Annotated in this window: 20 protein-coding genes; 8 read left to right on the forward strand and 12 right to left on the reverse strand. The window is 34.9% G+C overall.

Annotated features, from left to right (window positions below):
* Positions 1-44: 44 nt before the first annotated feature.
* The 3 genes from I6L50_RS02380 to I6L50_RS02390 all read right to left on the reverse strand — a co-directional run bounded on the left by I6L50_RS02380 (position 45) and on the right by I6L50_RS02390 (position 3,220).
* The gene (locus I6L50_RS02380; protein ID WP_219300337.1) at positions 45-1,325 is read right to left on the reverse strand and encodes an acetylornithine deacetylase; all 1,281 of its coding nucleotides are present in this window, start codon (positions 1,323-1,325) and stop codon (positions 45-47) included.
* Positions 1,326-1,438: 113 nt separating this feature from the next.
* Positions 1,439-2,860: an amino acid permease gene (locus tag I6L50_RS02385; protein WP_219300339.1), complete on the reverse strand. Its 1,422-nt coding sequence runs from the start codon at positions 2,858-2,860 to the stop codon at positions 1,439-1,441.
* 105 nt (positions 2,861-2,965) lie between these two features.
* Complete coding sequence (locus tag I6L50_RS02390) at positions 2,966-3,220, reverse strand: biotin/lipoyl attachment domain-containing protein (RefSeq protein WP_000859494.1); 255 nt, start codon at positions 3,218-3,220, stop codon at positions 2,966-2,968.
* 301 nt (positions 3,221-3,521) lie between these two features.
* On the opposite strand from I6L50_RS02390, the gene I6L50_RS02395 reads away from it, so the two are divergent.
* From I6L50_RS02395 to I6L50_RS02405, 3 genes are all read left to right on the forward strand, one after another.
* Positions 3,522-4,925 carry a sigma-54 interaction domain-containing protein gene (locus I6L50_RS02395; protein WP_219300341.1) on the forward strand — a complete coding sequence of 468 codons (1,404 nt, stop codon included), beginning with the start codon at positions 3,522-3,524 and terminating at the stop codon, positions 4,923-4,925.
* 84 nt (positions 4,926-5,009) lie between these two features.
* Positions 5,010-5,213 (forward strand): hypothetical protein, encoded by a 204-nt coding sequence (locus I6L50_RS02400; protein WP_219300343.1) that lies wholly within the window; start codon positions 5,010-5,012, stop codon positions 5,211-5,213.
* Between the two features lie 326 nt (positions 5,214-5,539).
* Positions 5,540-5,884: a DUF4064 domain-containing protein gene (locus tag I6L50_RS02405; protein WP_002091161.1), complete on the forward strand. Its 345-nt coding sequence runs from the start codon at positions 5,540-5,542 to the stop codon at positions 5,882-5,884.
* 46 nt (positions 5,885-5,930) lie between these two features.
* On the opposite strand, the gene truA is transcribed toward I6L50_RS02405, so the two are convergent.
* The 6 genes from truA to I6L50_RS02435 all read right to left on the reverse strand — a co-directional run bounded on the left by truA (position 5,931) and on the right by I6L50_RS02435 (position 11,978).
* Positions 5,931-6,668, reverse strand: coding sequence for a tRNA pseudouridine(38-40) synthase TruA (truA, locus tag I6L50_RS02410; RefSeq protein WP_219300345.1), 738 nt, complete (start codon positions 6,666-6,668; stop codon positions 5,931-5,933).
* Positions 6,669-6,751: 83 nt separating this feature from the next.
* Positions 6,752-8,131, reverse strand: coding sequence for a 23S rRNA (uracil(1939)-C(5))-methyltransferase RlmD (gene rlmD / locus I6L50_RS02415; RefSeq protein ID WP_219300347.1), 1,380 nt, complete (start codon positions 8,129-8,131; stop codon positions 6,752-6,754).
* A gap of 10 nt (positions 8,132-8,141) precedes the next feature.
* Positions 8,142-9,005, reverse strand: coding sequence for a DNA-3-methyladenine glycosylase family protein (locus tag I6L50_RS02420; RefSeq protein WP_097881490.1), 864 nt, complete (start codon positions 9,003-9,005; stop codon positions 8,142-8,144).
* Between the two features lie 59 nt (positions 9,006-9,064).
* A complete protein-coding gene (gene pdaA, locus I6L50_RS02425; protein ID WP_002091167.1) occupies positions 9,065-9,847 on the reverse strand; it encodes a delta-lactam-biosynthetic de-N-acetylase in 783 nt (260 codons plus the stop codon).
* Between the two features lie 125 nt (positions 9,848-9,972).
* A complete protein-coding gene (gene fumA / locus I6L50_RS02430) occupies positions 9,973-11,496 on the reverse strand; it encodes a class I fumarate hydratase (protein WP_087945984.1) in 1,524 nt (507 codons plus the stop codon).
* Between the two features lie 299 nt (positions 11,497-11,795).
* Positions 11,796-11,978 (reverse strand): SE1561 family protein, encoded by a 183-nt coding sequence (locus I6L50_RS02435; protein ID WP_002010264.1) that lies wholly within the window; start codon positions 11,976-11,978, stop codon positions 11,796-11,798.
* Between the two features lie 213 nt (positions 11,979-12,191).
* Between I6L50_RS02435 and yfkAB the strand changes: the two genes are divergently transcribed.
* Positions 12,192-13,319: a radical SAM/CxCxxxxC motif protein YfkAB gene (gene yfkAB, locus I6L50_RS02440; RefSeq protein WP_002125019.1), complete on the forward strand. Its 1,128-nt coding sequence runs from the start codon at positions 12,192-12,194 to the stop codon at positions 13,317-13,319.
* Between the two features lie 37 nt (positions 13,320-13,356).
* Here the strand turns inward: yfkAB and I6L50_RS02445 are convergent, their stop codons facing one another.
* Together I6L50_RS02445 and cax are read right to left on the reverse strand one after the other, a co-directional pair.
* Positions 13,357-14,154 carry a YfkD famly protein gene (locus I6L50_RS02445; RefSeq protein WP_002091172.1) on the reverse strand — a complete coding sequence of 266 codons (798 nt, stop codon included), beginning with the start codon at positions 14,152-14,154 and terminating at the stop codon, positions 13,357-13,359.
* A gap of 81 nt (positions 14,155-14,235) precedes the next feature.
* Positions 14,236-15,291 carry a calcium/proton exchanger gene (gene cax / locus I6L50_RS02450; RefSeq protein WP_219300349.1) on the reverse strand — a complete coding sequence of 352 codons (1,056 nt, stop codon included), beginning with the start codon at positions 15,289-15,291 and terminating at the stop codon, positions 14,236-14,238.
* Positions 15,292-15,469: 178 nt separating this feature from the next.
* Between cax and I6L50_RS02455 the strand changes: the two genes are divergently transcribed.
* The 3 genes from I6L50_RS02455 (at position 15,470) to I6L50_RS02465 (ending at position 16,726) form a co-directional block, all read left to right on the forward strand.
* Positions 15,470-15,886, forward strand: coding sequence for a pyridoxamine 5'-phosphate oxidase family protein (locus I6L50_RS02455; protein ID WP_219300351.1), 417 nt, complete (start codon positions 15,470-15,472; stop codon positions 15,884-15,886).
* A 156-nt stretch (positions 15,887-16,042) separates the two neighbouring features.
* Positions 16,043-16,189: a BH0509 family protein gene (locus tag I6L50_RS02460; RefSeq protein ID WP_000817786.1), complete on the forward strand. Its 147-nt coding sequence runs from the start codon at positions 16,043-16,045 to the stop codon at positions 16,187-16,189.
* A gap of 108 nt (positions 16,190-16,297) precedes the next feature.
* Positions 16,298-16,726, forward strand: a complete 429-nt coding sequence (locus I6L50_RS02465; protein ID WP_002091176.1) for an EamA family transporter — start codon at positions 16,298-16,300, stop codon at positions 16,724-16,726.
* A 13-nt stretch (positions 16,727-16,739) separates the two neighbouring features.
* Here I6L50_RS02465 and I6L50_RS02470 read toward each other — a convergent pair whose 3' ends face one another.
* A complete protein-coding gene (locus I6L50_RS02470; protein ID WP_002091181.1) occupies positions 16,740-17,333 on the reverse strand; it encodes a DedA family protein in 594 nt (197 codons plus the stop codon).
* Between the two features lie 478 nt (positions 17,334-17,811).
* Between I6L50_RS02470 and I6L50_RS02475 the strand changes: the two genes are divergently transcribed.
* Positions 17,812-20,595, forward strand: coding sequence for a tetratricopeptide repeat protein (locus I6L50_RS02475; protein ID WP_219300353.1), 2,784 nt, complete (start codon positions 17,812-17,814; stop codon positions 20,593-20,595).
* The last annotated feature ends 28 nt before the right edge of the window (positions 20,596-20,623 follow it).

Here is a 20,623-nt window from a genome sequence, read left to right on the forward strand (position 1 = left end):
CACTAAAAAAGCGTACAAGTACATACCTGTACAATTTCAATATACTAATCTATTTTTTTTGTATGACACCATTCATATATGAACGCTGTTATTACTTTTGTAAATTCAATTAACTGCTCAACTTCAACTTTCTCATTTATTGAATGAGCTTCTTCTAATGTACCTGGTCCGTAAATAACAGCTGGAATGTTAAACTCACTAAACCATCCGCCATCAGTTACCGTTGCTGACATATTTAAAATTGCATTTTCAGATAAAATAGATTCATGTACTGAACTTAGCGTTTTTACAGCAACATGTTCGCTATCTACTTCTAAAGAAGGAAAAATTTCGCCACGATCCACAATCATTGATTCTCCGCCCCACTTAAATTGTGGTGGGTTCTCGCTTAACCATGGATCTGCTGCTGCCACTTTTCCTAAATACTCTTCTATTTCTTCTATTATTTGTTCATGCGTTTCATTTGGATAAAAATGTACGGTTATCCACAATCGGCACTCATCCGCAATAAATGCCGCATGACGTCCTCCTTCAATAACAGCTGGATTAATTGTTGTTGTTCCAGATGGATAGCCTTCATATGTTTTCATGACTGCCCAATGACGCTCTAATTCTTGTAAGCTTTGGACAATCTTCATCATTTTCTCAATCGCACTTGCACCAAACAAACGGCCTCCAGCATGAATCATTTGTCTACGTGTTGCATCATGAAACGTTTGCGGGCTTTTCACTGTAATCCATCCAGTAATTACGCCTCCCTGCCCTTGCATATGTAAATTACTTGTATCAACTACTACTGCAAAATCAGCATCATAACCACGCTTACAACATTGAAGTGTCCCTGCTTCTCCTACTTCTTCGCCAATTACCGATTGAAAAATTAAATCTCCAGGTAATTCAATTCCCACTTCTTCTAAAAGCTGAATAGCAAATAAGGCTCCAGCTAGTCCACCTTTCATATCTGCCGCGCCTCTCCCAACTAACCAACCATCTTTTATAAACGGCTCAAATGGATTTGTTTCCCACGGCTCGTCCTTTGATACTTCTGCAACATCTATATGTCCATTAATAATGAGACTTTTATGTGACTCACTTGCTGTCCCTTTTTTCACTCCAACAACATTCGGATCATTCGGATATACATCCCACTTATCAATACTAAAATTTCGTTTTTTTAGAAACTCTGCCACAAATTCTTGCGCCTCATTTGTATTTCTTGCTGGTGGTGCTGGTGTTTCAAAGCGAATTAAAGCTTTTGTAAGTTCTAGTAGCTCGTCTTTTCGTAAATCAATCTGTTTTAATAGCTGTGAAACTTCTTGATTCATTGCTAATTCCCCTTTGCATACGTAGTATGTTTCCAGCTTTATTTTTACAAAAAAAGAGACTGTTTACAATTCTACAGTCTCTAAATTCCTTGTTATTATAAATTCAATTTCAACTATAAACTTTCTAATTCTGTTGTATTCATCTTTTCGATATGTTCTATTTTACTTTTCTTACTTCTTGTAGCACGGTAAAACAGTAAACAAACGATCATAAATGGAATACCACAATATAATGCCATTCTTTGTTCTGGAATAAAAGCCATAGCTACAATTACTGTTAAATTTAATACTAAAGCAAGAATTGGAACAAATGGATACAGTGGTGTTTTAAATTTTAAGTCCTTAATATCCCCGCCTTGCTTCAAATATGTCCTTCTAGCCAATAAATTTGAAAGAGCAATAGATGCCCAAACTAATATTGCTCCGAACCCTGCAATTGAAAGAAGCCATAAATAAACTGTATCTTCCGCATAAATACCTGATAGTAATGAGAGACACCCTACAAACGTACTTACAATCAATGCATAAATAGGAACACCGTTTTTAGATAACTTACCAAAAATCGGGCTAATCATTCCTTGATTAGACATAGACCATAGCATACGGGAAGTTGCATATAATCCTGAATTCGCAACTGATAGTACAGCTGTAATAATAACAAAATTTATAATATCAGCCGCATAAGGAATACCAATTTTATCAAATACAACTACGAATGGACTTTCTATCACGCCTGCTTGCTGCCAAGGAAATAGTCCCGCAAGAATAAAAATAGATAGTACAAAGAAAATAAGTATGCGCCAAACTGTATTATTAATTGCCTTCGGGATAGTTTTCTCTGGATTTTCACTCTCACCAGCTGCAATACCAACTAGTTCTGTTCCTTGGAAGGAAAAATTAACTGCAATCATCGTAATTAAAATGGCTGATAACCCATTTGGGAACAATCCACCATAATCAGTAAAGCTAGAAAACATCGGCGCTGGTTCATTTCCTTTCATATCTAGAAAACCAAACATTGCTGCCCCGCCCAAAATGATAAATGCAATGATTGTAATTACTTTAATACTTGCAAACCAGAATTCAACTTCCGCAAAACTTCTTGAAGATAATGCATTAATAGCAAAGAGCAACACTGCGAACACTACACACCAAATCCATGACGGTACATCAGGAAACCATCGTTTCATCAAAATACTAACTGCAATTAGTTCAATGCCTATCGTAGCCGTCCAGTTTAGCCACGACATCCATCCCACTACATAACCCGCTGCAGGTGAAATATGTTTTGTAGCATATGTTTGATACGATCCTGCATCCGGCATCGCGACTGCTAACTCCCCAAGACAGAGCATCGTTAAATACATAACAAATCCACCGACAAGATACGCTACAATCGCTCCTCCAGGTCCAGCTTCATGAATTGTATAACTGGATCCTAAAAAAAGCCCAGTACCAATAACCCCTCCGAGTGCAATCATAAATATGTGCCGACTTTTCAATTCCCTTTTTAATCCCTGGTTTTGATCCATCATATAAATCCCCCCTTTTCACTTAGTAAACCCTTTTAATGTAAGCGTTTTTAAAACCCTTCATAGTAAAAATAATTATTAAAAAGTGCAAAATACATATTACTACTATTAATCACTACCTGTTATTAAAAGGTCATCCCTCACTGTTATTAATAATTTTTGATCAGCGATAGCTTGTCCTTCTACCACTTCTAATGATTCAATATAACCACTGATTCCCACTTTAATTTCTACTTTCTGTTTATCTATCGTTTCAATTAACGCTAATTTTTCCCACTCATATACGTAAGAACTTTCAGTAACAAATAATTTCTCTACTTTCCCATAACAAGGACTATACACGCCTTCTATAACCGTCTTCACTTTATAAATTCCTCCCTCTTATTAATTGAAACTGAAACGTTGCATACACTATAAAGATTCATAATCCCCCTACTCTTTAAATTTAGAGATCTTAACTACTATTCATGCAAAATACGTACCAACCTCAATACCTATGTAAAATTAGGATTTCTTACGAAAAAAATCTGCATAACCGCAAAAATTTTCTATCATTTGAAAATTTTTAAGAGAAAATAGCAAAAAAATTTTGCGATTTTATAAGAATTTTAATAAAATTATAAAAAGTCAGTCTTCATAGGGTATAACGAGGAGAAGATAATACATGCATACAGAAGAAATCAATTTTAAAAAGATTATTGAAATGAATATGCTATATGAAACTTTACTCAATGAACTCGATATCGGGATTCATATTATTAATGAGGAAAGTAAAACGATTATCTATAACCGCAAAATGATGGAAATTGAATCAATGGACCGCTTAGATGTGCTAGATAAAAATCCTTTAGAAGTATTTGCATTCGAAGAAAATAAAAATAGTACTCTTATAGAGGCGTTAAAACTTGGAAAAACAAACAAAAATATAAAACAAACTTATTTTAACAATAAAGGACAAGAAATTACGACGATTAACGATACTTTTCCTATAATAGAAAATGGAAAAATTAAAGGCGCTATTGAAATTTCAAAAGAGATTAGTCATTTAAAGCAAACAATGAAAACGAACCTTTCTCGAAAACAAAATACTAAGTTTACCTTTGATCACATAATTGGTGATTCTAGAGCTATTCAATCGGTCATTGCAGAAGCAAAGAGAGTAATACGTACATCCTCCTCCATACTTATTGTCGGAGAAACAGGGACTGGTAAAGAGCTATTTGCGCAAAGCATCCATAATGAAAGCCAGCGTTCAACAAAGACATTTATTTCGCAAAACTGTGCCGCCATACCAGAAACCTTAATGGAAAGCCTACTATTTGGTACGAATCGAGGTGCTTTTACAGGAGCAATAGATAAACCTGGTTTATTTGAAGAGGCAAATGGGGGAACTTTATTATTAGATGAAATCAACTCATTAAGCCCAGCACTTCAAGCTAAACTATTGCGTGCTATACAAGAAAAAACAATACGAAGAATTGGGGGCGCGCAAGAAAAAGAAATTGATGTTCGTATTATAGCAACTATTAATGAAGATCCTCTTGAAGCCATAGCACACAATCGATTAAGACAAGACTTATATTACCGATTAAGCGTTGTTACTTTATGTCTTCCACCTTTACGGGAACGAAAAGAAGATATTGCATATCTTGTTCAACACTTTATTGAAAAATACAATATCCAATTTGATCTTAGCGTAAAAGATGTAGATTTAAACGTAAATAACTTCTTCTATAAATACGATTGGCCTGGTAATGTGAGAGAACTAGAACATATAATTGAAGGCTCCATGAACTTAATAGAAGATGAAGATATCATTACAGCGTTCCATATGCCAACGCACTTTCGCGAACTAGCAAAAAAGGAACTGAATATGCAGACTCTGCTAACTAGTCACAATACTGATACGCCACAAACTTTAAAACGTATAATCGAAGAAATGGAAAAGAAATATATCCATCAAATTCTTAAAGAAAATAAAGGTAATATCTCACAAGCCGCAAAGTTTTTAGGATTGAGCAGACAAAACTTACAATATCGAATTAAAAAATTGCACTTACACATATGAAATGAATCTTTCTCCAAGTACAAGTAACCATTTGGAAAAATATGTTATAATTTACATATGACATGATAGAAAGGGGCGATATATATGAGTAATGATAAAAAATTAAAGTTATTACAATACTTATACCTTCTTCCTGCCGTTCTATGTATGATGTTATTCATTAATATTGATATGAACAGCTTTCCTTATGCAAAGCTATTAGCCACAATTAGCGGCTCCTTTGCAGCTATTATGCTTGCTACTTTTTGGAATTTGAAGCTACGTATGAAAAGAGAAAAATCTTCTTAAACGAACAAAGTTAATTATCATAAAAAACACGAGACGGTTACCGCTCTCGTGTTTTTTCATTCTACTCTCTTTATCTCAATGATTTGAAATTTAACTCAAAATTAGTTATATACTGAAAAAATGTACTTTAGTAAAATCGACAAATTTCGACATTTTGTTTTCATTATATTTGTTATCATGTAAGTTCTAAATCTGACATTTCAACATCTTTGAAGATTGTTTATATAAACTTCACTTATGTTAATAACATGTAGTTCATTTTGTTGAACTAACAAATTGTGAGTTGGATGAAAAAGCTAATAAATATTTTCTAAAAGGTGGTTACTATGAAAAGAACAGCAGAATTTGTATTAGGATTAATTGGTGGTATATTCGGGATTTTATGTGCATTCATTGCTTTATTTATCGGAGGCATAGGAGCAGCAGTTGAAGCTGACGGAGCTAATCAAATTATTGGATTAGGCTGGGCTGCTGTAGCTCTTTCAATATTGGGGATTGTTGGATGTGTTATGGTTAAGAGCAAAGCTAAAGTAGGTGGCATTATGATGACTATCGCTGCCATTGGTGGATTTATTTGTATTTCTATTGTTTACTTATTACCAGGTGTTTTATTATTAATCGGCGGATTAATGGGGATTTTCCGAAAAGATAAGACTACTGCATCAGCATAAAAGAAGAAGCACTCAAATGAGTGCTTTTTTCTTATTCATATCTTTTCTAAAACTCAATCTTCTCCAAGTACAATCCACTCGCCTCAGCAAGACAATTAATTTGATTACGTTGTTTTTCCTCTAAAATGTTTGGAATTGCGTCCGCCTCTAATTGTCCTAATCCAACTTCAATTAATGCTCCAACAATTTTCCGCACCATGTTATGAAGGAATCCGTTACCACTTACTCTAATTTGTACAAATCCTGATTCTTCGGAAACATCAAGTGTATACACTTCTCGAACCATAGATTTTTTCTTAGACTTTGCATTTGAAAAAGCAGTGAAGTCATGTGAACCAATTAAATGTTTCGCAGCTTCTTTCATGCTTTTCACATTTAATTGTTTATTCACGTGCATGCTGTATTTACGCATAAATGGGTTCGTATGCTCTTCATTCCAAATTTTATAAAGATATGTTTTTGCTTTAGAATTGTAACGAGCATGGAAACGATCTGGTACTTCTTCTACACTCGTAATACTAATATCATTTGGTAAATATTGATTTAAATACTTTTTCACTTTACGTTCTACTAACTTCTCATCACTTTGAAAGTTAGCTACTTGGTTCAAAGCGTGTACACCAGCATCCGTTCTACTACAGCCGATAATTTCAGTTTCTTTTCCGACCATTTCAGATATTATACTTTCGATTTTCCCTTGAATCGTATTGTCATTATTCCCAAGACGTTGCCACCCTTTATAACGCGCACCGTCATATTGAATCGTCAATTTATAATTGTTCATCGTATTCTCCTTACTTCCATTCGCTAAATAAAATATACCCTCACATAGCTCCTGCTTTGTGAGGGACATATCCTTATTGAATGTTACTTTCTAACAAGTTTCACTACATTTTCTACATGAGCTGTATGTGGGAACATATCAACTGGTTGCACATACTCCACTTCATAACTCTTCATTAATGTTTGCACATCACGTGCTAATGAGGATGGATTACAAGACACGTAAACAACTTGTTTCGGTTTCACTTTTAAAATCGTTTCAAGTAATTTATCATCGCAACCTGTACGCGGTGGATCGACAACAATGACATCTGGACTCCAGCCTTCTTTCACCCATTTTGGTAACCATTGTTCCGCTTTACCAGCTTCATACTTTGCATTTGTGAATCCGTGGCGTTTTGCATTTTTCTTTGCATCTTCAATCGCTTCTGGAATTACATCCATACCACGTACTTCCGCTGCATCATTCGCAAGCCAAAGTCCAATCGTACCGACACCGCAATACGCATCCACAATCTTCTCGTTTCCTGTTAAAGCAGCCGCTTTTTTCGCTTCATCGTATAAAACAACCGTTTGTTCTGGATTTAATTGGAAGAATGCGCGTGCTGATAATTCAAATGATAAATCACCTAGTGTTTCTTGAATGACTTCTTTTCCAGCTAATTTAAATGTTTTATCACCGAAAATAACAGATGTTTTACGCCAGTTTACGTTTTGCATAATTGATTTAACACTTGGCATTTGTTTTTGTACTTCTGCGATAAATTGATCTTTATTTGGTAATTCTTCTTTTGTTGTAATAAGTGTGACTTGCACTTCCCCTGTTTGAACTGCAGTACGTGTCACAATTGTGCGTACTAAACCTTTTTGTTTTTTCTCATTGTAAATAGAAACATTTAATTTTTCTAATATACGTCTTACAACTTTTGTCGCTTCATTCGTTGCTTTATGTTGAATCATGCAATGAGAAATATCAATTAACTGATGTGAGTTTTGCTTATATAACCCTGTAATAACCTTTTCGTCTTTACGCCCCACTTGCAATTGACTTTTATTACGATAATGCCATGGATTTTCCATACCAAGCGTCGGACGAATTTTCTCTTCTAGACTGTCATTCATATACTTCTCGAATGCTTGTACAACGATATCACGCTTTTGATTTAATTGTTCTTTATAATCTAGATGCTGTAATTGACAGCCACCACACTCCTCATATACTGAACATGGTGCTTTCACACGATGTGGTGATGATTTACGAACTTTTTTCACTTTCGCTTCAGCGAAGCCACGCTGAATTTTCGTTGCTTCAGCAACAACTTCTTCTCCTGGCAATGCCCCTGGAATGAAAACAACTTGTCTCTTAAAATAACCAACGCCTTCTCCGTTAATCCCAAGACGTTTAATTGTCACAGGAAACGTTTGACCAACTTCCAACTTACTCTCTTGTTGCTTTTGTATCATTATTACACCTCTACTCTATACTTTTCCATAAATATAACGCTGCATAACTGCAATATGGTTCACACTCTTGTTTCACTTTTTCTAAAAATGCATCATCAGGCTTATCATCTAATTGAAATACACCTTGCACTGCGCGCTGAATTCCAATGTCTGCTTTTGGAAACATATTTTTCCGACCAAGCCCAAACATTAAAAAGTTTTGCACTGTCCATGCCCCAATACCCCTTATTGGTAACAATTGTGCCGATACTTCTTCTTCTGTTTCGTTTTCTATCCTTGCTAAATCTAATTTACCGCCTACAATATGTTTTGCTAATCCTACTATATATTCGGCTTTTCGCTGACTAAACTTCTGCTCTCTCAATTCTTCTATTGAAATGTTCGCTACTCTTTCTGGTGTTGGGAAAAAGAAAACGCCGTTCTTCTCTGTCCCATATCGCTTTACAAATTGATCTGTTAGCACAGTAGCAAATTTCAAATTTATTTGTTGATGAATAATACAGCGAAGAAGACAAGCGAAATAATCGAATTCTAAAATAATTGGAGTATAAGCATATGTTTCAAATAGTGGACGTAATGATGTGTTTAAAAAATGATTTTGTATATTTTGAAACGGTTCATTCCAGTGAAAAATGGATTTCATTCGTTTCATTACTTTCTCTTGATCTCCTGCCTGACTAGAGATCCAAAACTGTGGATTTTGAACAGTACCAATCCCTTGCAAACGAACAACAATCTGTTCTTCGTCTATAAAAAGCGGGACATAAATTACTTTCTCGTCTAATTGAATGACGTTTAACGGGTCGAAAGATAAACGCTTTAGTACTTCCTCAAAATGGTACGGATATTCTAACGTAACATGTTCGCTCCACATACGTTTCCCCATCCTTTTTACACATCATTATAGCATGAGAAAACCGCAAGCATACATGCTTACGGTTGATTGCTTTTTACTAAATCATCTAGGCTTTTAAAATGATACCCTTTCTCGCGCAAATCATCAATGATTTTCGCAAGTGCTTCTGCATTATCTTTTGATATTGCATGAAGTAACAAAACAGATCCTGGATGAATCATAGTCATTACATTATTATGAGCGTATTGCCATCCTCTTTGCTGATCTACTTTCCAATCAAGAAATGCAAGCGACCAAAACACGTTATGATATCCCATTTCTTTCGTAAGAGCTAACGTTCTTTCGCTAAATACACCTCGCGGAGGGCGTACATATTTCACTTCTTTTTGCCCTGTTACTTTTTTAATCTCTTCCGTTACGCTCGTTAATTCTTCACGAAGTTTTGCATCATTTACTGTTGTAAAATCTGGATGACTCCAAGAATGATTACCAATAATATGTCCTTCATTTTTCATTCTTAATAATAAATCTTTTTGTGTTTTTATATAATGTCCCGTCACAAAGAAAGTTGCTGGTACTTTTTTCTCCTTTAATACATCTAAAATCTTTCCTGTATATCCATTTTCGTATCCATTATCAAATGTTAAATAAATATCTTTTTTCTTCGTATCTCCTAAATAAAACCCACCATTTTTTTGTAGTAATTCTGTATATAGTTTCCCTGCATCTGGCACCGTTTCATTTTTAGGACGTGGGATTCCCCAGCTATGTGATGTATTCGTATAAGCAAATGTTGAAACTGGAACAAGTGCCATCATAATTGAAAAAATGAGACCTATATATAACCATTTATATTTCATAAATAGTCTCCTTTCCATATATAATCGTACCTATAGTTTCTGTTTCCCTGCTTTCTTTCATGCTGAACATGTTTTTCTATATATGCCAAAAAATGCACCTCGAATAATTCGAGATGCACTTCTCTTTACTTAAATACAGGTTCTTTAAAGCTCGCCAATTTTTCAAGTGATGTTTTATCAACATCAGCATGTAAACTTTTACCATGAGAATCCATCGTTACAACTGCTTTAAAACCATCGATACGTAAATGCCACATTGCCTCTGGGATACCGAATTGTAAGAAATCAACATCTTTCACTTCTTTAATACATTCAGCATAATATTGCGCTGCACCACCAATTGCATTTAAGTACACACCACCGTGTTCTTCTAAAGCTGCTAATGTTTTAGCACCCATACCGCCTTTACCAATTACAGCACGAATACCGAACTTTTTCATAATGTCGCCTTGATATGGCTCTTCACGAATACTTGTCGTTGGACCTGCCGCTTTAATTTGCCAATTATCATTTTCATCTTTCACTACAACTGGACCACAATGATAAATAATTTGTCCCTTTAAATCTACTGGACAATCGTTATCCATTAAATGTTTATGAATCGCATCACGTCCTGTATACATCATGCCGTTAATTGTAACAACATCACCAACACGAAGTTCACGAATTTGCTCTTCTGTAATTGGAGCTTGTAATACGATTTCACGCTGCTCTGTTTGTTCTTGCGCAGCATCTTGCTGAAGTGTATCTTCACCTTCCTGGTACAACCAATCCATAATTTCACCTGTTTCAGGATGAATTGTTACACCAAGACGACGATATGCCCAACAATTATATGCAACAGATACGTAGAAGCTTGCTGGCAAACGATTATATACTCCAACTTTGCAACCTAATAAAGTTGTTTCTCCGCCAAATCCCATCGTACCAATGCCAAGCTTATTTGCATTCTCTAATACGTACTCTTCAAGCTTTTGTAATTCTGGAACTGAATTTACATCATCTAATGTACGGAATAATTGATTTTTTGCTAATTCGTAACCTGATGTGCGGTCTCCCCCGATACCGACGCCGATTACTCCTGCGCTACACCCTTGACCTTGCGCTTGATATACTGCATGAAGAAGGCATTTACGAATTCCTTCTAAATCACGCCCAGCTCGTCCAAGTCCTTCTATTTCACAAGGCAGGCTATATTGAATATTTTTATTCTCACAACCGCCGCCCTTTAAAATTAAACGTGCATCAATGTAATCTTTTTCCCATTGTTCAAACTTAATAACAGGTGTACCTGGTCCTAAATTGTTTCCGCTATTGTCTCCAAAAAGAGAATCAACAGAGTTTGGACGAAGTTTACCATCTTTTGTCGCCCGCTCAAGCGCACTATAGATAGCTTCCTTCAGTTTTAATTGATTCACACCAACTGGTGTATAAATTTTAAACGTTGGCATCCCTGTATCTTGGCAAATTGGCGAGATATTATCATCTGCCATTTTAATGTTATTCGTAATTGTGCCAAGTGCCATCGCTGAACGAGTCCCTGCATTTTCTCGCTCTTTCGCTTGTTGAATCGCACGACGAACATCCTTCGGTAAGTTCGTTGACGTTTCAACAATTAGTTGATACATGCTTTCTTGAAGCTTTTCCATTGTACTTCCCCCTCAATTGTGAACGCTACCAAAACGTTATGAAATGAAAATTCCATTGTTATACTCTTCAGCTGTTTATTTATCCCGCTATTTGCGGGCAGTAAGACTCCCACCTCAAAATTCAGGTGGGGCAAAGAAGTTAGGTTGGAGATCAACTGCCCGTAAACGCCCGATTGGTGAAGGCCATTAAAGGTTAAATGAAATTTTTCACAACTTGATTATACCTTTTTTTCTATATTCCTTCTATTATCCGTACAGAAAAAGGCTGCCAATTTTGTAGTGGCAGCCTTTTTAATATATTATTCGTCTTTTTTAAATTGCTCACATTTCAGTTCTAATTCATCTAACATTGCAAGAAGACGATCTACATCCTCTAATTCTACCTCTTCTGGTTCAATCGTATCAATTACTTCAATGAACATATTTAAACGTTCTTTCAAATATACTAGTTGTGAATCTTTACCTTGAATTGCTTTTCCCATGAAGGCACTCTCCTTTTAATTCGAGTTGCTTTTATTATACCGCAAAAATGATTGCTATGGGCATGTAATTTCATCAATTTTGTCGCAGTAATTCATTATAATGTAAGCCCTCTCTCTTTTTTTACAAAAAAGTTTCACTTTATAAAAAGCACATATTCTTCTATTATAGAGAATGGACAAATTGTTATTTCAATAGTCAAAGGAGTATTTCATATGACGATATCACAAATAATGAAGCCGATTACTCCTTCTTACGATCCATGGGAAGCGTATATGGACCTTGAAGAGTACGGCAAACTACTATTAACAAACGTTGAGTTTACAACGACGACGTTATGCAATATGCGTTGCGAGCATTGCGCTGTTGGTTACACATTACAGCCGAAAGATCCAAACCCGCTTCCGATGGAGCTTTTATTAAAACGATTAGATGAGATTCCTCATTTACGTTCTTTAAGTATTACAGGCGGAGAACCTATGCTTTCAAAAAAATCCGTCGACAACTATGTAACACCACTCTTAAAATACGCCCATGAACGAGGCGTTCGCACTCAAATCAACTCAAACTTAACTATAGATTTAGCACGTTACGAACAAATTATTCCCTACTTAGATGTATTGCACATTTCACATAATTGGGGAACAATCGATGACTTCGTTGAAGGCGGATTTGCAATGATGGAGCGTAAGCCTACTTATGAACAGCGCGCTAAATTATTTGAAAGAATGATTACAAATAGTAAAGCTCTATCAGAGGCAGGTGTACTCGTATCAGCCGAAACTATGTTAAACAAACGAACTCTACCACATATTGAACATATTCACCGTCAAATCGTTGAAGAAATGGGCTGTAAACGTCATGAAGTGCACCCGATGTATCCGAGTGACTTCGCTAGCACACTTGAAATTTTAACAAAAGAAGAAATTCGAAATGCAGTTGAACATTTATTAGAGATCCGTGATGAAAATGTGTGGATGTTATTCGGAACATTACCTTTCTATGCATGTAGCGATAATGAACACGATTTAGCTACACTAAAGAAATTACATGAAAGTAAAAATGTAACTGTCCGCAATGATCCAGATGGTCGTTCTCGTTTGAACGTAAATATTTTCGATGGAAATATTATCGTGACCGACTTCGGTGATGTCCCGCTTCTAGGTAATGTACAAACAAATACACTACAAGAAGCTTACGACAAATGGTGTGACTCAAAAACAGCAAAATCATTAAGTTGCCATTGTCCTGCTGTGAAATGCCTTGGACCGAATGTTCTTGTAAAAAATAGCTACTATCCAAAAGAAGATTTCTTATCAAAAACATCAAACATTATGTTATAAATAAAAAACGTCAGCTTATAGGCTGACGTTTTTTATTTCATTGTGCATGCGATGAAGAAACAAATTTAAAAAATAAATGATCATGAATTGGAATAGCAGCTCCGATTCCTTGAGATGTAATATTTTTCACGACAAGCTTTTTTTGATTCCCTTTTAACACAAGGTAGACTTCTCCAAATGTTACTTTTCCTTTTTCATTTACTGCTGGTGTATACGCATATAAATATCCAAGTTGACTTGGACTAATATTATAAACACGCTCATGTCCGGTACCATAACCAATGGTTGTTTTAAATGAAAGTGGCAATTGTACTTTTTCAAGCGCTTTTAGAAGCATCATTTTTTTCACATCTGTAGTATCTTTCATATCTGCTGTTAAATCACCTTCGATTGTCTTTTGGGTTTCTTGCTTATAGCGAAGTGGGTATAAGCGATCCCCTCCGCGATTATCATATACATTTCGATTTACTTGCTTATATTCCCAATTAATCGATGTGTCTATTGACTCATAATTTAATGCCCATTGCCCTAAATAAATTTTCGCTCGGTACCCTACTGCAAGCGGTGCATTCGAAATCGTCGTTTCATTAAACATTCGAATTAAATCTGGGTTTTCAATTTTAATATTTGTTGTTTTCAATAATTCTTGAGCAAACTTACTCGGCTGTAAACGTGGTAAATCTTGTGCATCATTTGGAAATGTATTATCTTTTGAAATATTTAAAACAGATGAAGGCATTTTTACTTCTACTGTCGTCTTTGCAAAACTACTGTTAGGAAATAATAAAATAAACGAGACCATAGTTGAAAGACATATGCTGTACACTCGTTTCACCTGTCAGGCTCCTTCCTACGTAAAGGTATATAAATTACTGTATTTATTGTTTTCCCTCAAACACATTGTTATCCCTATTTTTCATAATAAATAAAAACCAATTCCCATAATGACATACGCAGCTAATAAAGTGCCTCCTTCAAACCAGTTTGTATCCCCATCATTTGAAATAGCAATAGTTAAGAAAACAGCTGTAATCATGGAAACAAGCTCTGGTATTGTAAATACTAACGGCATCTTTTGTGCAAAAAACATCGAAAGAAGTACTAACACAGGAGCAACAAACATGGCGATTTGTAATGTAGAACCTACTGCAATTTCAACGGCGATATTCACTTTATTTTTATACGCCATAATAATTGCAGATGCATGTTCTGCTGCATTACCAACAATCGCAACGATGATAACCCCTATAAATAACTCTGACCAGCCAAATGACTTTGCAACCGTTTCAAAAGTATGTACGAGTGCCTCTGAAACATAAGCTACCGCAATTGTTGCTATCGCTAAAACGAGTAGCGCTTTACCTTTCGACCACTCAGGCTCCTCCTCATGTACTTCTTCATCGCTCTTATGTTGATATACACCGCGGTGTGTAACTAACTTAAATAGCAATGCAGCAAGGTACATAATGATCATAATAATAGAAACACCAATACTTAATTGATACGTCTTTCCAGCATCCATTTTCATTGAAAAAATCTCTGGAATAACAAAAGCTACGACAACAGCAAATATTAATAAAGCTGAATTATGCCTTGCATCGTAAACATTAAAGCTTTGTCTTTTATATTTAAGGCCTCCTATAAAGAAGGATAGCCCTCCTACTAATAGTAAGTTTCCAAGTACAGAACCAGTTAAAGATGCTAGCACTACTTCAATTAATCCTGCTTGAAGTGCGAAAATTGAAATGATAAGTTCAACCGCATTACCAAAAGTAGCATTTAATAATCCACCTATCCGAGGTCCAGAAACAATTGCTAAACTTTCTGTTGCTCTCCCCATAAACCCCGCTAATGCGATAATCGTAATGCAATATACAGCAAACATAATTGTTTGAGGCCACTGCAATGTTTTTCCGAGTACAGAAAGTGGTACACCTATAAGCGCTACTATAAGAAATATTTTATTAAACATGCTTTCCATCCTTCCATCTTCTGTATTTCTCCTCAATATTATTATTATTCTTCTCCTAACTTGTCCGATTTCATCACAATTACGTTTAAAAAATCGAATTGAAGAAAACAGTATGAAAGATATTTAAATTGTCTTGTTTAGACAGAAAGAATTAAAAATTTGAAAAGGGGTTAAAAGCATGCACTTAAAAGAAAAAATCGCAACTATTATTCAAGGTCAACGAACAGGTATATTATCTACTGTACGTAACGATAAGCCACATGGTGCCTTTATGATGTTTTTCCATGAAGATTTTGTACTATATGTTGCAACAGATCGAAATTCAAAAAAGATAACAGATATCGAGAAGAATCCAAATGTGCACGTACTACTTGGACGAGAGGGAAAGAAATTAGATAAAGATTACATTGAAGTTGAAGGTATCGCTTCCATCGAAGAAGATCAAACATTAAAAAACAAATTTTGGACTAATAGCTTAAAACGCTGGTTACTCGGTTCGGAAGATCCTAATTACGTACTAATAAAAATCAATCCTGATACAATTTATTACATCGATAGTGCTGGTGCGACCGAGCCCGAGTTTTTACGACTATAAAATAAAAATAAGCCCGCCTTAGGTGGGCTTGTTTTGTCGAAAGGTTCTTCTGAAAAAAACAATAAAATAGGTGGAACTTTCTAAAGATTCTGTTATATAATAGCAGTAACTTAAATAAACTGTATTAAAACAGATTGAGGGGAGAAATAAAAATTGATGAAAAGAGAAGAACGAAAAAACATGATTGAGTTTATTGAAAAGAAAAAAGGGATTGAACGTGACGAATTATTATTTATGACAGACGATGAAGTAGAGCATATTTATAATGTAACGTACTTTTTATATGAAGAAATAGCAGAGTAGTATAATAAACCCCCACCTTATTAAAAATATAGGGCGGGGGTTTATTTCGTTTTTTATACATGAGAATGATTTTCATGTATAATAATGTAAGATTGGAGGAATTTCACTATGAGTTCATGGCTATTATTCGCACTATTATCAGCAATTGCTGCTGCCCTCGTATCTATTTTTGGAAAGATTGGCTTAGATGGAATCGATGCCAATGTTGCAACAACGATTCGCTCTATTATTATGGCATTATTTATGGTAGGAGTTATTATTATACAAGGTAAATTTCAAAATATCGGTGATGTCCTCCTAAATAAAAAAGCACTGCTATTTATCACATTAAGTGGAATCGCTGGTGCTTCGTCATGGCTATTTTATTTTCTTGCATTAAAAACAGGAAAAGTTTCACAAGTAGCACCTATCGATAAATTAAGCGTAGTATTTTCCATTATTCTCGCGATGATTATATTAGGTGAAAAGTTAAACTTTATGACTGGTATTGGTGTAGTCTTTATTACAGCTGGTGTATTATTTGTTGCTTTCAGCTAAAAAACCGCTATTATTAGCGGTTTTTTCTTTTCCTTATGTAAATCCACACAATAAATGTTACAATTGCCGAAACTAATAAAATCCATATTCCATAATGATGGAAACTATATTCAACAAAGCGCCACTTCTCTCCCAGTTTCCAACCTAAGCCAATAAAAACACTTATCCAAATTAGTGCACCACCGTAAGCATACAAACAAAACCGCCACAATGTTAAATTTGAAACTCCAGCAAAATATGCTGTTAAATGACGTACTCCCGGTATAAAGTAGCCAATCATTAAAAGAAATGGACCGTATTTTTCAAATAAAATATGTGTTTTTTCAATATGATGTTCCTTAATTCTAACTTTCGGACCATATTTTTTTAAAACAGGGAGCCCAAGTTTTAAACCTAATATGTAACTTAATGTAATGCCAAGCATTGCACCTGCCATTCCACTTAAAAAAGCAGCTGTTCCTGACATAACTCCTTTTGAAATGTTATATCCGATAAAAGTCAATAAAAACTCATCCGGTATAGGTAATCCAACAATCCCGCCAGCTAAAGCTATAATAATTCCAAAATATCCATAATGTGCGATTAACTCGCCAATATGTTGTTCCATTCGGAAGACACATCCTATACACGATCGTTATTCCATATTGTGCCCATTCTATCTTTAAGACAAACATGGTATACATATTCACTATACATTGTTTTTATAATGAACTCTACTTCTATTCCATTCCTTAAACAGAGATTTAATCAGTGGGGTTTTTTATCCATCCCAACTGATTATTAGCCTGAACCAATCGGGATTTTACGGGCAGCAGGGCTCCTACTTAGCTTCCCTGCATTCGCTAAATTTTGGTGTAGGAGTCTTACTGCCTATAAATAGCGAGATAAAAAAATAAAAATTCATAGGCTTATTTTTTTGTTACAATAAAGGGAAGTTACTTTTTGCAACGGTTTAACTCTCAAGAAAAATGATATATCTAGCAAAAACATAGTTTGGTCTATATAATGCAACTTCTACCTATTAGAGTAACATGCACCCTTTTACATACAACATCATTTTTCTAAATTATACAGGGGGAACGAACATGACCATTGAAAAACAATTTATCCAAAAGATTTACTATAAAACATTTTTAACAGAAGACTCTTCCATTCCGGTAGCGGAAGTACTCGGTGAAGCATATATAAATGAATCAAAAAATGAATTCTCCAACATATCTAATATTCGCTTTGCACAAGGTGAAGTTTATTTCCTAACTAACGACTTTGAAGCCGCTATATTCAAATGGGAGAAAGTAAATAATGAACTTGCTCTCTGGGCTATGAAGAATATTGCAGATGCTTATTTCGAATTAGATTTCTTACCAAAAGCAGAAGAAATTTATAAATTTATCCAAACAGAAGATACAACTCTTACGATGGAAGTTTCCCTACAACTTCTTTCTCTTTATATCGAGCAAAATCGTTTAGGTCTAGCATTTAAGACGATTAGTGACGCTGTTGCGTTTCAACCGGACTATCCAAATATTACTGCAATCGCTCGATCGTTCTATGAAAAACAAGAAGATTGGAATAATGCTATTGAACTAGCCGTTCAAGAAGGAATTCGAACTAAATCTTTACACTGGTTTGATACTTTAATCAATTATGTAAACAGAGGCTTTACTAACAAGATAAAACCTGAGTATTTCTACGAATCTTTAAAAGCCTTATATGCTATTGATCAAGTTCAGTTTAAAGAACTTGTTATTTCACTTTGGAACAGCTATGAAAATGAATCATTCCATCTACCTTGGATTCAAACAATAAATCACCTATTCTTACATATTGAAGTAGATGCTAATGATGATTGGAATGAAATTTCTACTCGCTATCAAGAGACGTACTTCGAATTGATTACTGGACAACATTTCATGCACGAATTACAAGGACTTGTACCAGATTTATTAACAAATTGGTTTAGTTTAACGAAAGCGGAAGATTCTTTACTTGTCTCCGCAGCAGTATTAGCATGGAATGAAGTTTCACCGACAACTCTAGAATCATTACTCGTAAAAAGCGCATTTGCCTTACTTTCAAATGCATCAGCTCATGCAAATGTTGATATGGCAGACGTATCAGCATTATTTGAAACGATTGCTGTATGGGCTGAGAAGAATGATGTAGATTTAGGTCATCAATTCACACTACTTGTTCGTGAGTTATACGATTTAACTGTTACACAACTTCTAGTAGCAGGAGCTAGCGATTATGATAAATCAGCCTTTATTAACTCTATACTAGGAGAAAATATATTAAATGAGGCTATAACAACTTCAATTACATTTAAAGATGATAGTCAAACTGAAATAACTGAGCTTACAGAACTAGATATACGAAATATACCAAACTTTGACGAACTTCATAACATACTAGCGGTACCTTCTCAGTCAAAACTAGAAAGAAAATGTATTGAAGTTAAATTACCAAGTAGATTTTTACGAAAAAATAAGTTTTCATTCCTTGTCACACCTACTGTGCATGGACAACTTGACAAAAACAGCTCTCACTTTGAATACTTACAGGCAGCAGATAGTCTCATCTATGTACTAAATTCAGCTTCACCATTACATGATGAAGAGCTCGATACATTATTATATATTCGTGAGCAAGTACCAAATTTACAAATTAAATTCGTCTTACAAACAATTGATACGAATACTAGTGAAAATATCACGAACAGCATTAAAAAGAAAATACTCGTACATTTCCCAGAAGCACACTTTTTCCCTTACTCTCCTTCACAAGAGAGTAGTGAACAGCTAGGTAACGTAACAGACTCTATTCTTTCTAACCTTACTCAGCGTAACGTGGAAAAAGAACGCATTGAAAAATTATTATGGTTTATCCAAAAAACAATTGCATACCTTGTAAATGAACGTGTGGAATTAGAAAATACGTTAGTGAAATCCGTTCGCTGGAATAAACATATTTTAGTAAAACTTGATGGTTTTATTAATAATCTTACTGCCATTCAAAAAGATAAAATTCGTTCTATTACAGAATCTTATCTCTTAACGAAAGAAGAGATTACGCAGGATATACATTCTCAAATTCCTGAATTGTTGCAGAGTTGCTCTGACCTCGTTCAAGAAGATAGTGATTTCAAACTGGTCCATGAAGAACTAAATGTAGCAATGAATGAAAGAATTCAAAAACATGTACAGCAAGTGCTCCTTCCTAAGTTTACTGGGTCTATTCAAGAATGGATTGAAACTGCTCATAATGAATTCATTCAAGCTCAGGCTTATTTAGATGAAATGAGCGATACCTTTAATAAGCTCTATGAGGAAGAGCGTATTAAACTTCCTTGTGATTTCAAATTACTAGATGACTGGGATAGAGATGTTGCAAGAATGACGAATAGAATTACAGTAGCTAACATCAATATTTTATTACGCTTTACACCGACACAATTTTTCTTAAAAAGTGCAGGAAAGTTATTCGGTAATATGCAAAAAAATCAATCTATGCTATCAAATAAATATAAACAATATATTGAAACAGAAGATTATACAGAAGTTGCTCAGATGATTTCAAAACAATTCTTCCTACAATTTGAAGTGTTTGAAGGTGCGCTAGAACGGGATATCATGATGTTCTTTAAAGACCCTCTTAGCATATTGAAACAAACCGTAGAAGCGGCCCAACTTGAAATACAAGAAGATGAGCAAACATTAACAAAGCTAAGAACGAACCCAGAAACTTATCATGATCCTTTAACACTCTTTAAATTGCAATTGTTACAACGAAAATTCATGTTAAATATCGACCAAAATAATGAACATATTGCTTCACAAGAAACAATAAATAAAACACCAACTGTTTAAATAAGAAAAACCAAGCAACTAATTCGCT

Source organism: Bacillus sp. FDAARGOS_1420 (assembly GCF_019344915.1).
Lineage (GTDB): Bacteria > Bacillota > Bacilli > Bacillales > Bacillaceae_G > Bacillus_A > Bacillus_A mycoides.

Excerpts from the sequence above, each read along its gene's own strand:
- I6L50_RS02400 (WP_219300343.1), top strand. The coding sequence starts at position 5,010 with ATGAGTAATGATAAAAAATTAAAGTTATTACAATACTTATACCTTCTT.
- pdaA (WP_002091167.1), bottom strand. The coding sequence starts at position 9,847 with ATGAAATATAAATGGTTATATATAGGTCTCATTTTTTCAATTATGATG.
- cax (WP_219300349.1), bottom strand. The coding sequence starts at position 15,291 with ATGTTTAATAAAATATTTCTTATAGTAGCGCTTATAGGTGTACCACTT.
- I6L50_RS02475 (WP_219300353.1), top strand. The coding sequence starts at position 17,812 with ATGACCATTGAAAAACAATTTATCCAAAAGATTTACTATAAAACATTT.
- rlmD (WP_219300347.1), bottom strand. The coding sequence starts at position 8,131 with ATGATACAAAAGCAACAAGAGAGTAAGTTGGAAGTTGGTCAAACGTTT.
- I6L50_RS02460 (WP_000817786.1), top strand. The coding sequence starts at position 16,043 with ATGAAAAGAGAAGAACGAAAAAACATGATTGAGTTTATTGAAAAGAAA.
- I6L50_RS02380 (WP_219300337.1), bottom strand. The coding sequence starts at position 1,325 with ATGAATCAAGAAGTTTCACAGCTATTAAAACAGATTGATTTACGAAAA.
- I6L50_RS02455 (WP_219300351.1), top strand. The coding sequence starts at position 15,470 with ATGCACTTAAAAGAAAAAATCGCAACTATTATTCAAGGTCAACGAACA.
- yfkAB (WP_002125019.1), top strand. The coding sequence starts at position 12,192 with ATGACGATATCACAAATAATGAAGCCGATTACTCCTTCTTACGATCCA.
- I6L50_RS02435 (WP_002010264.1), bottom strand. The coding sequence starts at position 11,978 with ATGGGAAAAGCAATTCAAGGTAAAGATTCACAACTAGTATATTTGAAA.
- I6L50_RS02385 (WP_219300339.1), bottom strand. The coding sequence starts at position 2,860 with ATGATGGATCAAAACCAGGGATTAAAAAGGGAATTGAAAAGTCGGCAC.
- I6L50_RS02405 (WP_002091161.1), top strand. The coding sequence starts at position 5,540 with ATGAAAAGAACAGCAGAATTTGTATTAGGATTAATTGGTGGTATATTC.
- fumA (WP_087945984.1), bottom strand. The coding sequence starts at position 11,496 with ATGGAAAAGCTTCAAGAAAGCATGTATCAACTAATTGTTGAAACGTCA.
- truA (WP_219300345.1), bottom strand. The coding sequence starts at position 6,668 with ATGAACAATTATAAATTGACGATTCAATATGACGGTGCGCGTTATAAA.
- I6L50_RS02420 (WP_097881490.1), bottom strand. The coding sequence starts at position 9,005 with ATGTGGAGCGAACATGTTACGTTAGAATATCCGTACCATTTTGAGGAA.
- I6L50_RS02465 (WP_002091176.1), top strand. The coding sequence starts at position 16,298 with ATGAGTTCATGGCTATTATTCGCACTATTATCAGCAATTGCTGCTGCC.
- I6L50_RS02470 (WP_002091181.1), bottom strand. The coding sequence starts at position 17,333 with ATGGAACAACATATTGGCGAGTTAATCGCACATTATGGATATTTTGGA.
- I6L50_RS02395 (WP_219300341.1), top strand. The coding sequence starts at position 3,522 with ATGCATACAGAAGAAATCAATTTTAAAAAGATTATTGAAATGAATATG.